This window comes from Eubacterium uniforme (genome assembly GCF_900167115.1).
Taxonomy (GTDB): domain Bacteria; phylum Bacillota; class Clostridia; order Lachnospirales; family Lachnospiraceae; genus Eubacterium_S; species Eubacterium_S uniforme.
This window is the reverse complement of sequence record NZ_FUXZ01000010.1, coordinates 25,054-39,593: the sequence shown is the minus strand read 5'-3', so window position 1 is coordinate 39,593 and position 14,540 is coordinate 25,054. Positions and strand designations below refer to the sequence as shown.

The window sequence follows — 14,540 nt, the reverse complement described above, 5'->3', positions numbered from 1 at the left end:
TTTTGTTATTTATAGTTATCCATATTCCAAGCTAAATACAATGGCAAACTATATGTTTTAGTTTGTTCACACATATTTTCAGCTATATTTTTAGTAGATAACTTAAAGCCCAATCCTACCTTATACTTTTTACAAAACTGTCTATAACTCTTTGCTTGAGTATTATCTGCCGCTTTAACTTCAACCGGAACAATCTCACCTTCAGATTCATAAACAAAATCTATTTCTGCTGTGTTCCCTGATCTCCAGAAAAATGGTTCAATAGCATTTGCTCGTAACTCATTTAAAACATAATTTTCAGCAAATGCTCCCTTATATCTTATATACAAATCCTTTTCTTCAATTATAGTATTAGCATCTATTTTTGATTTTGCCCTTAACAATCCTACATCCGACATATATACTTTAAAATATGTTTTATCAGCAAATCCTGCAAGTGGGACCTCTGGTTTTTCAACAATATATAATCTTTTAATTAAACCTGCATCATCTAACCACTGCAAAGCATCCTCTAAATCAGCAGATCTCTTTCCTTCTTTTACATGTGAAAATACAAACTTATTATTTTCTTTTGCTAATTGAACAGGAATAGAATCCCATATCCATCTAATCTTAGGAACCTCACTTATTGGTGCGTGCTTTGAAAAATCATCAGCATAATCCTCTAAAATTTCCTTCTGAATCTCTTCTACATCCTCAATATTCTTTGTTTCAATCCAGGTTTTCACAACTTCAGGCATGCCACCAACAATATAATAATCCTTCAAAAGTTTTTGCATCGATTCTGAATATAACTCAGGAATCACCCTATCCGATGGCCAATTATCAAATGTTTCAATTAAATCTTCACGTCCATTTGCTATAATAAATTCCTTAAAACTCATAGGATATAATTGCATTCTATTTACCTTTCCAACTGGGAAAGAAATGTTTTCACTTTTTAATGCAACACCTAATAAAGAACCTGCACAAACCACATGAAGTTCTCTCATATTCTCACAAAAATACTTTAATGAAGTAATTGCCCTCGGACATTCCTGTATTTCATCAAAAAACACTAATGTTTTCCCTGACTCTATTTTTATTTTAAAATACAACTCTAATTCTTTAATTATACGTGCTACGTCTAAATCATAATCAAATATTGATGCTAACTTTTCATTACCCTCAAAATTAACATAAACATACTTATCAAAATTCTCCTTAGCAAATTCCTCAACTATATATGTTTTACCACACTGTCTTACACCAGTTAATAATAACGGTTTTCTTCGTGATTTATCCTTCCATTTCAACAAATCCTTAGTGATTTCTCTATACATATAATCCTCTCTTTCCAAAAAAGTCCTATGGATTTTGTAGTTATTATATCAAAAGTCGTGCCATTTTTGCAAGAATAATTGCAAAAGTCCTATGACTTTTGCAGATTCTACTGCAAAATCCATAGGACTTTTTAAATTATCCACTCATATTATATTTTCTTAATCTTTACTTTCTTACTCTGTCCTTTTTTATTAAATTTCTTCTTATAATTCTTAAATTTATTAGAAGGTACCTTTATAACACATTTCTTATGTATTCCTTTGAATGCATTCTTACCTACCTTTTTAAGAACAGTTGTATTAATTGTAATCTTTCTTAATTTCTTACAACCAGCAAATGATTCTTTACCAATTTTCTTAATGCCTTCAGAAATAACAACATTCTTTAATTTTTTATTATCCTTAAATGCACCATCTACAATCTGAATCACTTCATAAGTAATTCCTTTATTTGTTATTGTTGAAGGTACAATAAACTTAGAATTATTTGCATTCAACGGAGCTACAAATTCAACTGATCCCATAGCATTATCAGTACCCATTTTCAGAATCTTATATTTTACTTTTGAAATATTATCAACAACTACATCTCCAGCTTTCAATTTAATATCAACACTAGCATTATTCTTATTATCTTTTAATTGTTTTTCTAAATTTGCAACTGTAGATTCAAGTTCAGTCTTTTTATTACTGATTTTAGACAAATCTGACTGTAACGATGATATAGTTTCACTCATTTTCTTATTCTGTTCTTTCATTGAATCTAATTCACTACTATATGCATTCTTTTGTTCATTTGCCTGTTTCAATAAATCATTTAAACTTTCGTTATTACTTGTCAATACATCAATCAAATCATCTTTAGACTTAATAATTTTATTTTTATCGTCTTCTATCTGTTTCTTTTCTTTCTCAAGAGATTCAACACTATTATTTAATTCTTCGATCTCGTCTTCTAAATCCTTTTTGTCCTTTTTAAGCTGATTAATTAAACTTGTATTACTTTCCTTTTCACTTTGTAATTCCTGAATCTGAGTATTTAATTGCTCTACCAATTCCTGAGCCTCTGTTAGAAGATTACTTTTATTACTTATTTCTTCTTCTAATTGATTTATACTCTCTAAATAACTGATGGCAATTCTCAAAACAGAATATTTAGCATATAATTCTTTAGAAATCTTTTCTTTTTGTTTTGGCGATAAACTTTCAAACATTTCTATACATTCATCAATTTCTTTCTTATCAGATAATTTAACTTCTTCAACTAATGGTAAACCATCTATCATATCAATTACTGTATCAACATCTTCATCTTCTGTTAACACTAATTCCGCGTCTTTTAAATCAATATGGATAGCCGGGCGTATACCGAAGTTTGAACTAACCGCAGCACTTGATATACGACCATTCTTATCTACCATACATGCAGTCGTAACAGCATTTGAAGGAGACCTTAACCACCAATTTGAAGCAGAACCTTCTGAATTGTATCCAATCCTTGTTACTAAATCATAATCATTCCCCCAAAATCCATATTTTGCTTCTTTCAAATCTTCTAACGACAACAAAAACATTTTATCATATGTATCATATCCTCCCCATACTCCAGACGTAGGATTATCTTTATTTTCAACGTACGTTTCTTTTATAATCTTTTTTTCATTTTCATCAAATATTTCATTATATAGTTCTTCATTTAACCATTTTCGAAGCGAACACTCTTCCCATGTACTAGATATTACTTCATCATTATATTTTTTTAGTGTAAAAATATTTTCTGCTAATAAAAACACATCATTATTATCTCGGCTTAATACTCTCCATTTTATTTTTTCCCCACTATATCTTCCTAAAGAAACTGAATCATATTCTGCATCGATTGTTTTTATCTTTCTAACCTCTACACTATTCACATATTCTCTTTTAATTTTCATAGCAGGTCTTATGCCAATATAAGTATTATTTTTTACTCCAACAACATTTACTTTACCATTTGCCGAACTCACACACATACACTCTTCTTTAGTACTTCCTGTTGTACGCAACATATATCTACTTGCGTAATTATATCCTTCAGCATACCGAGATATGTTACATACCCTTGCATAATCATAGGAATTATAATCCCTATCGAATCCATACGAAACCATTTCATCATTAGAAGGTAGAAAAATTCTATCATATGTTAATGATGAAGTTGATGTATTATAAGTTATTACACTGCTATTGCTAATTTCCCATTTTTCATCATTAGAAAATGCTTCATTCCAAAATGTTGAATTTAACCACTTTCTTACACCTGATGTACTCCAATCACATGCATAGCTTATCTGGCCATTATCATCTTTAACTCCAACATTATTATATTGATAATTTGTCAAAATGACATCTGATAATAAAAATAGTTCTCCATTATTTTCGGATAAAACTTGCCATTTTATTGGTGTTTTTTTATCTACACTATTTACCACACCATTTCCATCTGTATCCTCTTGATAAAAGTTACCAAATGTGACTATTTCTCTTTCTAAATATTTAACCCTAGGATTATTTATTTCATAATCTTTTTCATTCGCACAAACTGAATTAATTTCATTCATATTAATTATCGAACTGGTTAAAAATAACGACATAACTATAGCTAAACTTTTTCTTATCATAATTACCTACTACCTTCCTATCATTATATTTTTATGGCCATTTATTAAGCTGTTCCCACAATGCTTTACTAGACAGCTGTGAAAATGATTTGTTGTCATTAATTTTCTCATCTATTTTATTAACCCAAACCCACTTCCAAGCTTCTTCTATAGTAAAATCTAGATTTTCATTCATGAATTGAACTAATTCATCTACTTTAATATCAACGTTCTTAACATACTGTATTTTTATTTCTACTTCGCTTCTTTTTAAATCATAATACTTTTGCACTGTTTGTATAATTCGCTCATCCTTAATTTTATTAAAAATAAGAGCTTTTATTAATATATGAATACCTAACTCTTGCTCTCGCATCATAATCTCAAAATCATGCTTATTACGTACTTCATTACAAGTATCTTGTAAAAATTTTACAATTCCTTCTCCCATACATTCTATTCCTTTCTTAGTAAATTATCCTTATACTTCATCAATCTCTATTTCATATTCATTATTATCCTCATCTTGAAAATCCGAAGAAATTTCATACCCAAGCCTCATCGCACCAAGTCTATCTTCCGCACACTCCATTGCTTCATCCTCATCATCAAAAAATTCATCGTCTGAATCAACATCATCACTATAATCGTAAACAACGCCTCCATACTCATCCAAAATTCTAAAGCTATATTTTTTCTCCATTTTATACTCCTTTCTCTATAATATCTTATTTAAATATCTTTATCGATTTTGTATATCCATCTACAAAAGTTTCATCATCCGCTAATTCAATATTGTTTTCCTCTGCGTATTTTGTTTTTTTGCTTGATCTTCTAAATCCTCTTGGTAACTTTCTTTTATAAGAATTAACGTTTAAATCTTTGTATCCTACTTCATCTATCCTTCCAAATTCTTCATCAGCCACAAAGTCATCAACATCATTTTCTATTACTCTATCAATCTCAGTTTTTGGTATACCTTCTTCATATTTTTTTCCTTTTCTATCAACTTTAAACAACGTATCTAACATTTTTATCAAAACCAAACCTGAAACAGTAAAAATCCTATATACATTTCTATTTTTCATAACCTAATACCTCCTTATATTCACTTAAAACCTTAAATTCCCGTACCATTTATATAATCTAATTATATTATTTAAACGCTCGTTATATTGCCCCATATTAGTGGCAATTTATCGATTACTTTTTATTTTTTTACAATAAAAAAGACCAGCAAGTTTTCACTCACTGGCCAATGTATCTTCACCCCTATCCCTTACATATTTCCTTTATATCTACAAGTATTATTTTGTTATTATTCAATGCTTCACTTTCTATCTTTTTATCAAATCCATTTGCTGAGAATAGGAAATAATATACTTCTGTTTTCTCACTATCTGCATAATTTTTTGAAACTGTATCCATGTATTCTTTATAAGAAAATGCTTTATTTTTAAACTTACATTCTCCTATTATACATTTATTCAATTTCTGAGGTGTTGCTAAAATATCTATTTCAGTTTCTACCGTTTCCTTTTTTCCATCATTAATTCTAGTAAGTTTTCCCCACCACCTACCGATTTTATTATATCTAAATGGTAATTCATTCTTTCTCTGTTTTGCACGCATATATTCCAAGCATATATCTTCAAAAGTTTGAGCTGCAAAATCATTTAAAGACGGTTTTATTACATATTCATATACACCATCCACATCTCCACTTTCTAATTCAGATATATTGTTAAAAACAAATGCATACCAAAATCTGAAATAATTATCTGTTATTTTATATAAGCCTCTACTATTATTCACTTTTTCTTTATCTTTTACATCAACAGAAAACTCACGTTTTATTATTTCTAGTTCAATTAAATTTTTTAAATAAACACTTACCTTAGAAGCATTATTAATGTATGACTTATTGCTTATATCATTTAATTTGCTATTACCATATGCAATTGCTTCAATTATTGAATTATACAATTGTGTTTCTCGTAGTTCTTGCTTGAGCATAAATTCAACTTCACTATATAAAACAGATCCCTTTGACAAAATATTCTTTTTTATATTATCTTCAAGTGATAAATCCGATGAAAACTGATTTAAATAATGTGGAATTCCCCCAAGTATTGCATATACTAACACCTTATCTCGCTCTGAATAATTTGGAAAGAATTTTATCGCATCATAAAATGACATAGCTTCCATTTTATAGATTCCTGTTGCTCTTCCATATAAAGGATTCTTTTCAGCTAACAATTCCTTTTCAATAAAACTCATAGAACTGCCACAAACAATAATCATAACGTTTTCATTTTTCAAAACATTATCCCAAAGATTCTGCAATATAGACATAATACTAGAATTACCCTTACACATATATGGAAATTCATCGATAATCAACAGTTTTTTCTCTTTCCCATACGGTAAATCAACAACAGCCTTAAAAGCATCTTCCCAATCAGCAAATTCATTTATATATTTGGAAGCTGGTATATCTTCCTTTAATAATTTGGCTGAAAAACTTATTAATTGCTGTCTGTCAGAAACCTCCTTGCATGAATAAAATACATTTGATTTATCCTTACAAAATTCCTTTAATGTTTCTGTTTTTCCAACACGTCTCCTACCGTATAGAACAACTAATTCACCTTTATTTGATTTATATTTTTCCTCTAAAAAATTTAATTCTTGTTCTCTACCTATAAACATATGCATCACCCACATTATTGTATATTTTATCTAATCACGATTAGTCTAATCGTGATTAGATAAAATTATTATACCTCAAATACGAATAAAATCAATACATTTAAAACAAAATATATATAAAACTCAAATTTTCAACATCAAAAAAAAGACCAGCAAGTTTCCACTCACTAGTCTTTATACATCTTCCTTTAATATCGCATCAAATCCATTCTTAACCAACAACTCATTAACTTCATTTATGTTCCCAGGTCTTTCATTAAAACACGCTATGAAGAAGGCATCTCTTGGAATCCTTGAATATAATTCAGGAAGTCTATACAACCTAAGGGCCATCTGTGTTTCATCAATGGTAAATGATGCGGCATAACAGATTCTTAAAATCATGTCACGCTGATTTGTATGCTTCTCTCCCGAAAGAAGCTTGTATCCATATCTATCAGAAATATCAGCCTCAATAAAAACCTCTCTACGACTAATTTTCTTTTCTTTCAATAGTTTCGAAAAGTATTCTCTAAACGCAGTATCTTTTATAAAGGCATCTTTATTTTTATCTATAAATTCAGCAAATTCTTCCACATGTGTGTGGGCTAAAACCTTGTTTAATTCGCTTGTCTGTTTCTCTATCATAAGCTACCCAATAACATACTAATAATCCAATAACCATACAAATTTGATACAAATCAATATTTGTTTAATTATTCAACAATTATTATATATATTATTGGTTTTCAATATTGCCCCATATTAGTGGCAATTTGCTATAAATTATAGTATCAAAATGCTACTATCCTATATGTGCATCATCTATCATGTTTTCATAACCACATCTATGACACTTCCAACTTCCTAATGTATCTGTAAAGCCTTCCTGAAGATTCAAGTAATCTCCACATTTATCACAATACCAGGAAACATCAGGATACTTTTCAGTGTTCGGTGCACCTTCTTCACCAAAAAGAAGCTGACCACACTTAGTACATACCCAACTTTTATTTCTTGGATCAAATCCAGTCTGTTTGTTAAGTATATCACCACAACGTGTACAAAAACATTCTTCTATAACCGGAAGATTTGGATTATATTTATCATTTAAAAAGCAATCTGGTCTTCCATCATCATAAGTTACATCTTCATTTTCAAGTGCATCTTCATTATCCAAAGTGTTTTTACTAACTTTTTCTCCAGTGTATTTCTCAAAATTCTTCACACTTCCTTTAAGTTCATTCCTTAAAAGTTCAACAGACGTATATCGTACATCTTTATCCATGAAAGTACATTTGCTAATAATAGGGGTAAGAGGATTTTGCATGATTGGTTTATTCGAATGCCCTCCAATTAAAAGCGTGTTCAAAACCATACCAAGTGCATAGATATCAACGCGCTCATCAGATACATCAAAACCAAATTGCTCCGGTGCAGCATAACCAGGTGTTCCAAGCATATGCGTGTCATGCTCCTTCATATTATCATCAGCACACTTGTTTCGACCTGCGCCAAAATCAACAAGGAAAATCTCACCATCAAAATTTCTAATGATGTTACTAGGCTTTATATCCCTATGAATAATCGGCGGATTTTGACTATGAAGATCCTCCAAAATATTGCAAAGCTTAATACCAATATCAACTACTTCTTCCGTTTCAAACTTGCCTGTTTCATTAATGTAAGCAAGCAAAGAGGCACCTTCTATGTAATCCTCAATAACAATATAATCAGCATCGTTAACTTCCACCATGGTTTGTAATTCTTTACTTAAACCAGTTTCCGTATCTTTCTGATTTACTGGAATAATCGCAAGCACATTTCCTATGTTATCTATATAAGTATTAAGTAGTTGCTTGTAAAGTTCAACAACATCTTCACTAATTGCTCTTACTACGTAGCATTTGCTCCCCAAGGAAATTTGATTAACCGTTCCTTTATCATTTAAAGGTTTTATGATTTTGCAATCAGATAAATCAAATTCATCATTCTTATTTACAAACTTTCCAAAAATATTATGAAAAACCACACTATCACCTTCTCTCTAAAAATCTCTATAAGAAAATTATACTTCACTTACTTACACTTCTCAACATACATAAAAAATCTCCCCACATCCTAAGATGCAGGGAGATTCCCTCTTTATAATTTTTTCATGTTTATTTTACAACTCCAATTTTTTCTAACTTATTTGTTTCAAAAGTATACTTGCATTCTGTAGTTTCATCTGTTTTATCATCAGTAATATATAATACTATGTCATCCTTCTTAAACTCATCAAACTCAATCCAGCCATCCTCGTAACCTAAATCTTTAACACTTACTTCACCGAATGTCTTGATTTCACGAGTATTTTTATCTAATGACTTAAATATGACCTTACTTTTATCATCTGATTTATCTGCTTTTTCACCAAATACTACAAAGTAAAGCTTGTCACCAAATTTTGCTTTATATCTTGAATGATCTCCTAATGTTGCAATTTCTTCAAATCCTGCTTGCTCTTAAGCATCAAGAAACATGTTCTATATAACACATGACTATAAGTCCTAATTGTACTTTCTATGTCTTCTTTTTCATATGTCTCTAGCATTAAGATTTTCCCTTTCAAATACTCAAAATAATTAAGCACTTATTTATCCCTTCATAATGTACACAATATCACGCAACATATGGTCACGTAAAAAGAATAAATTTTTTAGAAAAATTTTCACTCCCCGAAAATACCATAAAAACGCAGCAAATGCAACGAAGTTTCCTCCGTTGCATTACTAAATCAATCTACAATTATATTTGCACTTATGCAGTTAACTACCTTCATAAGGTCTGCTGGATTAAGTTCAATCTGCATGCCAACCTTACCAGCACTAACATAAATCCTCTCAAATGTAGGTGCCGTCTCATGAACAAAAGTCTTAAACTGCTTCTTCATACCAATAGGTGAACATCCCCCATGAACGTAACCTGTCAATGGCAGCAAATCCTTCTGCTTAATCATGGCAATGGACTTTTCACCTGCTGCCTTAGCAGCCTTCTTTAAATCAAGTTCAGCCTCAACCGGCACAACGAATACATAATAAGTATTAGTCTTACCCTGAGTCACAAGAGTCTTAAAAACCTTACTTGTATCCTCACCTAAAATCCCTGCAATCTGCGCACCCGTAAGAGTTGGATCCGCCTCATAGGCATGTGCTGTATATTCAATCTTCTTACTATCTAAAACTCTCATGACATTAGTCTTATCTTTTGCTTTCATATGTGCTCCTTTAGTTTTTTAAATATCTTGTTGCTCGGCCCTTACCGATACTCTTTACATAACCTGCTTCCTTTAAAACATTAATTTCTCTAATTGTTTTATCCTTACTCCATCCTGTCTTTTTTACAATTTCGCTGCTAGATAATTGCAATCCTGTATCCAATGTTTCCAAAAGAAGTTCACCATCTGTTGTTACATTATAAGACACACTTACAACTGGTAAAGTTACAGATATTGAATTTTCAAAAATTTCAAATTTAGGTGCATTAAATGCTCCCTCATATTTCTCCAATATTCTCTGTATACCCGTACCAAACATTTCAATATAATGCATTCTAAAAAACACATTACCAATAATAGGATTACGTAAATTTGAAATATTACCATTAAGATACTCATCTTTACTAATCCCCCTAGGAAGTCCACCAGGTGAAGTAATAACAACCTTATCCTCAAACATCGAAACCTTTATACAAGCATCAATATCCCATGTTCTATGAACAAGTGCATTCGCTATAGCTTCACGAAAAGCTTCCTCAGGAATAAGTTCAACAAGTTCTCTATCAAACCCCTTAATCCTCTCATACTGATAATATCTTTTAAACATAGCAACTATATCATCAAACTGTTTTAAAATACAACAATTCGAATATGTTTCTCTATCCAAAATCTCACTTATCGACCCACCAAATCTAGCAACATCAATCCCCTTAAAAGAGTTCTTATCAGCAAATAACTCAGCAGCAATATTTAGTTTCTTATCATCATTATAAAAACCAAATGTTCTAAGCATATCATCAGTTAGCTTTTTGATACCAATCTTTTCAACTAATTTGGATTCAAAATAACTAAACTCAAGCTTTTTCTTATTGCTAGAAAGTTCTTCGTAGTACATGTTATTACCTTCAAGCGTAAGTCTCTTAAATTCTAACTGATCAACTTCAACGGTTGAAGTATCACTTCTTCTATAAGCTTTTCCTTTATACAAATATGGTTTATACTTACCCTCATACACATGTAATGTAATAGTTTTATTATTACTATTAATCACCATACAATAATCCGGCTTAGGCTTAATGCTATCATTAATCTTATTCTCTATATCTAAACATACCTTTTCAATGTCTTCAAAACCCTTAGCCTTACCATTATCAAGTATTCCAAACTCAATAACACCTGTACAAAAATTTGCGTAAGCACTTACAGTTTTTAAAAAGGTATTAGTAACTTCTGATTTAAATTCTACAGTTCTACTCTCCTTCATAACGACGCACCTCCTCATGTAGATATTATAATATAAGTGCAACGAAAATGCAACGATTTTAAAATCGTTGCATTTTCGTTGTATACATATAGTTTAATATTATCTCAACTTGATAGCGTTATCACCTCTGCGTCCCATTGACAATAACAACCTCACGTCGGTCTCTCCACTGATCCAGTCTAGCAAAAGATGAGTCATGTAGCCAAGTGTAAATTCTATATACATACTTGGAATAATCGAATGTAAAATCATAGAAAGCAATAAACCCATATACACAGTATGCATATGCCTTCCAGAATCAAACTTGATACCAAACCCTAATATAATCATAAACATTAAGATCCCCATAATCCTCTCCCAAACAGGCATTTCCATAAAGTACTTATATTCTAGCCCTTGAACCATAAAGTCATGAATAATAGCTATTATAAACATACTCCATCCTATTATCTGTCCCATAATAATACCTGTCTTTTTCTTTCCATCATCTAAATCCTTATTAAACTTATCCATATCAGCAATCACACCACCAAGTGCCCCTCCAGCAAATGCGAACACAATCCCTTCAGGTGTCCTCGCCCAAGGAAATATAAGTGAAGCCGCCATCCCAGCTAATAAATGTGTTTTAGTTGTCATTAGTTTGTACCTCCTTAAGATACTTATTACAATTCTTTATACATCAAAATTTCATCATGGTAAGTACCATTCTCTAATAAATATGCATTATGTCGATAACCAGTTTCAACAAAACCATGTTTCTTATAAAGACTTAACGCTCTATAATTATCATCCATAACTTCAATATCTATTTGCTTAAAACCAATCTCTCTGGATAGTTCAATCGTATACTCCAACATAGCATTAGCAATACCTAGTCCCCAGTACTTCTTAAGTACAGATATTGATAAAGAAGCTCGATGTTTTACTTTTCTAAGATCGACAAATGGACAAATATAACAAGTCCCCACAACTTTACCCCCTACAATTGCAACCATTTCGCACTTCTCAGGATTAACTAGTCGACTGATGATTATTTTTCTTTCAATTTCAACATCATTGTCAACTTCATCAGAACAAAACACCGAATAATATGTTTCTCTTACCGTTCTTTTCTTATAAGCTATCATAGCTTCTGCCATGAACGGAGTAACTGGCATTAATGTACATTTTTTTCTATTTTTCAATCTTAATGTTCTCTCTTTAAATTTCATATTTTAATCCCCTCGTATTTATTAAAAACATATCATAAAGATGCGTAATAAATTAGACCTTATTGATGGTAATTTATTACTATTATAGTTAATTTAGAAGTAGCCATTGCTTATTTATAAGCAATGGCTACTTCCTTACCAGCGTCAATCATATGATTTAACACTTCTTTCGCAGATTCCACGTCTAGCTTTGATCCACAAGCTATTCCTAACGCAAATATGCCTACACCTACGGCAACTTTACAAGTAATCTTGATTGTAACACTCATATGTTTAGCTCCTTTCTTGGGTTATCCCCATTTACTAATATATATCTTTAGCTAAACATTACCGCGTGTTTTATTATGAGCATATTATACAAATTAAAAAATTATATTTCACGGAAAAAAAGTTGCGAAAACTATCATGCTATTTATTTAAAAAACGAACAATATTATCTTTTATTATTTCAAAACAAATAACATCCGTTAATTTATTTTCTTCTATAACATAATTTGTTATTCTTTTTATTTTTTCCAAAAATAATTTTCTCTCAGTCTCTTCTAACCACAATGTATAACCTATCTGATTAGTTGCAACTTCTATAGAATTAAATTCTATTTTTTTCTCTTTATACATCATTATTGAACTATTTCTTTCACCATAATTGATATTAACACTAATATAAATTGTATTATCATTGTGGCAATCAATCCAATTAAGCTGTCTTTCAATCCATTTCTTTATTTTTTCATAAACAACTAAATCTTCATATATATCATCTTTATTGTCATTCAAAAACAAATCTATACAATCTCCATTATACCCTGCTATTATCAAAAATAACAATTCAAAAACCCTATTTTCAATATCTTCTATATTATTTCTATGTTCAATATTCTCAGTATGGGATATTGGATTTCTATATGATTCTTTTAAACGCTTTACCCTTTCTATTATTTCTTCATTGTTTTCAAACAGTTCCTCATTTTCACCATAATACTTAACAAAGTTTAAATAACTAGATAAACTTCTTTCAACTTGATCCTCATTATCTTCAATAAAAATATAATCTCTCCCATTATGTTTTCTTAATTTTCTATTCTTATTTTCTTCGCTAAAAATGATAAAGTTCAATAACTGTTCTATTGATTTTATAGCTCCATATATATACCCGGTTAAATCACCTGTTTTTTCCTGAATATAACCATTAATTATATTCCATTCTGCATTATAAAAACTTTTTGCAAATTTCAAATCAGAAAACAATATTCTATATCTACTATCAATAAATCTATTTTCTAACTTTTCCATTTTATTCTTTGATATAAAAATCTTTTCATCATATTTATATTCTTTTATCTTTTTTATTATTATTTCCTGAATATGTTTCCAAACTTCCTCTGTTGGTTTATAAACAATATCCACCCCCATTTCTTTATATAAAACCGCATTATATTCTGACACAACCTCATAAAAAGCTGTCAAGCATTCTTCTGCAATTTTACGATTATTAAATATATACTCTAACAACGATAAAAAGTTTTTTTCCACTTCTTCCTTAAATAAAAAATTATTAAAATCAATCCATTTTATATCATATTTTTTTCCGTTTTTTGAGTCGTATTCATTTTTCATTAAATAATTTTCATGCGAAAGAGCAAACCCGTATAACATCTCTTTCCCATTTTTATTCACCTTAATAAGGTTTCCATAAATACTAACTTCTTTATTTTTGATTAAACATAAATGATAAAAAAAATTTGCAAAAACAAAAACCATGGTCTTTTCAACAGTTTTAATTTTTTGACTATATGAATCATGTTTTATAGGATAGAAATTTATTATCTTATTTTTATTTATCTCTTCATCAAATCTATCCATCACATCAAATCCATTTATAATTGACCCCTTTTTCTGTATCTTATGCTTAATATCTTCAAACATATCTTCATACATTGCTCTTATATCCATATTCAATTCCTCATTAATGTAATTCTATATTACCCACTCTTAATAATTTTATAAACTACAATCTATTAATTTTTCTGACTTGGTGTCTTTTTATTCCTCGAATCAAGCCTGATCAATTCAAACATTTATTTTTATTATTAATAACCATTACCATTTATAACCAATCAAACAACATTATCACCATAAATACTTCTATTT

The 14,540-nt window shown here is 30.0% G+C and carries 15 protein-coding genes; all 15 read right to left on the bottom strand.

The annotated features are described in order from the left end of the window. Positions 1 to 5 precede the first annotated feature (5 nt). Positions 6 to 1,322, bottom strand: a complete 1,317-nt coding sequence (locus tag B5D16_RS08470) for an ATP-binding protein (RefSeq protein ID WP_078766557.1) — start codon at positions 1,320 to 1,322, stop codon at positions 6 to 8. Between the two features lie 149 nt (positions 1,323 to 1,471). Continuing rightward, a complete protein-coding gene (locus B5D16_RS08465; RefSeq protein WP_078766556.1) occupies positions 1,472 to 3,982 on the bottom strand; it encodes a DUF6273 domain-containing protein in 2,511 nt (836 codons plus the stop codon). 31 nt (positions 3,983 to 4,013) lie between these two features. Beyond that, positions 4,014 to 4,412: a hypothetical protein gene (locus tag B5D16_RS08460; RefSeq protein WP_078766555.1), complete on the bottom strand. Its 399-nt coding sequence runs from the start codon at positions 4,410 to 4,412 to the stop codon at positions 4,014 to 4,016. Positions 4,413 to 4,442: 30 nt separating this feature from the next. Further along, a complete protein-coding gene (locus B5D16_RS08455) occupies positions 4,443 to 4,664 on the bottom strand; it encodes a hypothetical protein (RefSeq protein WP_078766554.1) in 222 nt (73 codons plus the stop codon). A 25-nt stretch (positions 4,665 to 4,689) separates the two neighbouring features. Continuing rightward, on the bottom strand, positions 4,690 to 5,049 hold the full coding sequence (locus tag B5D16_RS08450) for a hypothetical protein (protein ID WP_078766553.1): 360 nt from the start codon (positions 5,047 to 5,049) through the stop codon (positions 4,690 to 4,692). Between the two features lie 184 nt (positions 5,050 to 5,233). Next, entirely contained in the window at positions 5,234 to 6,676 is a 1,443-nt protein-coding gene (locus tag B5D16_RS08445) for an ATP-binding protein (protein WP_078766552.1), read from the bottom strand. A 174-nt stretch (positions 6,677 to 6,850) separates the two neighbouring features. Continuing rightward, on the bottom strand, positions 6,851 to 7,303 hold the full coding sequence (locus tag B5D16_RS08440; protein WP_078766551.1) for a hypothetical protein: 453 nt from the start codon (positions 7,301 to 7,303) through the stop codon (positions 6,851 to 6,853). A gap of 157 nt (positions 7,304 to 7,460) precedes the next feature. Then, positions 7,461 to 8,687 (bottom strand): protein kinase domain-containing protein, encoded by a 1,227-nt coding sequence (locus tag B5D16_RS08435; RefSeq protein ID WP_078766550.1) that lies wholly within the window; start codon positions 8,685 to 8,687, stop codon positions 7,461 to 7,463. 441 nt (positions 8,688 to 9,128) lie between these two features. Next, entirely contained in the window at positions 9,129 to 9,251 is a 123-nt protein-coding gene (locus tag B5D16_RS12730; protein ID WP_278286381.1) for a hypothetical protein, read from the bottom strand. A 183-nt stretch (positions 9,252 to 9,434) separates the two neighbouring features. Next, positions 9,435 to 9,914: a Cys-tRNA(Pro) deacylase gene (ybaK, locus tag B5D16_RS08430; protein WP_078766549.1), complete on the bottom strand. Its 480-nt coding sequence runs from the start codon at positions 9,912 to 9,914 to the stop codon at positions 9,435 to 9,437. Between the two features lie 10 nt (positions 9,915 to 9,924). After that, positions 9,925 to 11,178, bottom strand: coding sequence for an ATP-binding protein (locus B5D16_RS08425; protein ID WP_078766548.1), 1,254 nt, complete (start codon positions 11,176 to 11,178; stop codon positions 9,925 to 9,927). 99 nt (positions 11,179 to 11,277) lie between these two features. Next, entirely contained in the window at positions 11,278 to 11,814 is a 537-nt protein-coding gene (locus B5D16_RS08420; RefSeq protein ID WP_078766547.1) for a metal-dependent hydrolase, read from the bottom strand. 26 nt (positions 11,815 to 11,840) lie between these two features. Next, positions 11,841 to 12,389 (bottom strand): GNAT family N-acetyltransferase, encoded by a 549-nt coding sequence (locus tag B5D16_RS08415; RefSeq protein WP_078766546.1) that lies wholly within the window; start codon positions 12,387 to 12,389, stop codon positions 11,841 to 11,843. Positions 12,390 to 12,499: 110 nt separating this feature from the next. Next, complete coding sequence (locus B5D16_RS12475; protein WP_159444348.1) at positions 12,500 to 12,658, bottom strand: hypothetical protein; 159 nt, start codon at positions 12,656 to 12,658, stop codon at positions 12,500 to 12,502. A 139-nt stretch (positions 12,659 to 12,797) separates the two neighbouring features. Beyond that, positions 12,798 to 14,342 (bottom strand): hypothetical protein, encoded by a 1,545-nt coding sequence (locus B5D16_RS08410; protein ID WP_078766545.1) that lies wholly within the window; start codon positions 14,340 to 14,342, stop codon positions 12,798 to 12,800. Positions 14,343 to 14,540 lie beyond the last annotated feature (198 nt).

Bases quoted from the DNA above. Each gene is read 5' to 3' on its own strand.
- B5D16_RS08470 (WP_078766557.1), bottom strand. From the start codon at position 1,322: ATGTATAGAGAAATCACTAAGGATTTGTTGAAATGGAAGGATAAATCA.
- B5D16_RS08465 (WP_078766556.1), bottom strand. From the start codon at position 3,982: ATGATAAGAAAAAGTTTAGCTATAGTTATGTCGTTATTTTTAACCAGT.
- B5D16_RS08460 (WP_078766555.1), bottom strand. From the start codon at position 4,412: ATGGGAGAAGGAATTGTAAAATTTTTACAAGATACTTGTAATGAAGTA.
- B5D16_RS08455 (WP_078766554.1), bottom strand. From the start codon at position 4,664: ATGGAGAAAAAATATAGCTTTAGAATTTTGGATGAGTATGGAGGCGTT.
- B5D16_RS08450 (WP_078766553.1), bottom strand. From the start codon at position 5,049: ATGAAAAATAGAAATGTATATAGGATTTTTACTGTTTCAGGTTTGGTT.
- B5D16_RS08445 (WP_078766552.1), bottom strand. From the start codon at position 6,676: ATGTTTATAGGTAGAGAACAAGAATTAAATTTTTTAGAGGAAAAATAT.
- B5D16_RS08440 (WP_078766551.1), bottom strand. From the start codon at position 7,303: ATGATAGAGAAACAGACAAGCGAATTAAACAAGGTTTTAGCCCACACA.
- B5D16_RS12730 (WP_278286381.1), bottom strand. From the start codon at position 9,251: ATGCTAGAGACATATGAAAAAGAAGACATAGAAAGTACAATTAGGACT.
- ybaK (WP_078766549.1), bottom strand. From the start codon at position 9,914: ATGAAAGCAAAAGATAAGACTAATGTCATGAGAGTTTTAGATAGTAAG.
- B5D16_RS08425 (WP_078766548.1), bottom strand. From the start codon at position 11,178: ATGAAGGAGAGTAGAACTGTAGAATTTAAATCAGAAGTTACTAATACC.
- B5D16_RS08420 (WP_078766547.1), bottom strand. From the start codon at position 11,814: ATGACAACTAAAACACATTTATTAGCTGGGATGGCGGCTTCACTTATA.
- B5D16_RS08415 (WP_078766546.1), bottom strand. From the start codon at position 12,389: ATGAAATTTAAAGAGAGAACATTAAGATTGAAAAATAGAAAAAAATGT.
- B5D16_RS12475 (WP_159444348.1), bottom strand. From the start codon at position 12,658: ATGAGTGTTACAATCAAGATTACTTGTAAAGTTGCCGTAGGTGTAGGC.
- B5D16_RS08410 (WP_078766545.1), bottom strand. From the start codon at position 14,342: ATGGATATAAGAGCAATGTATGAAGATATGTTTGAAGATATTAAGCAT.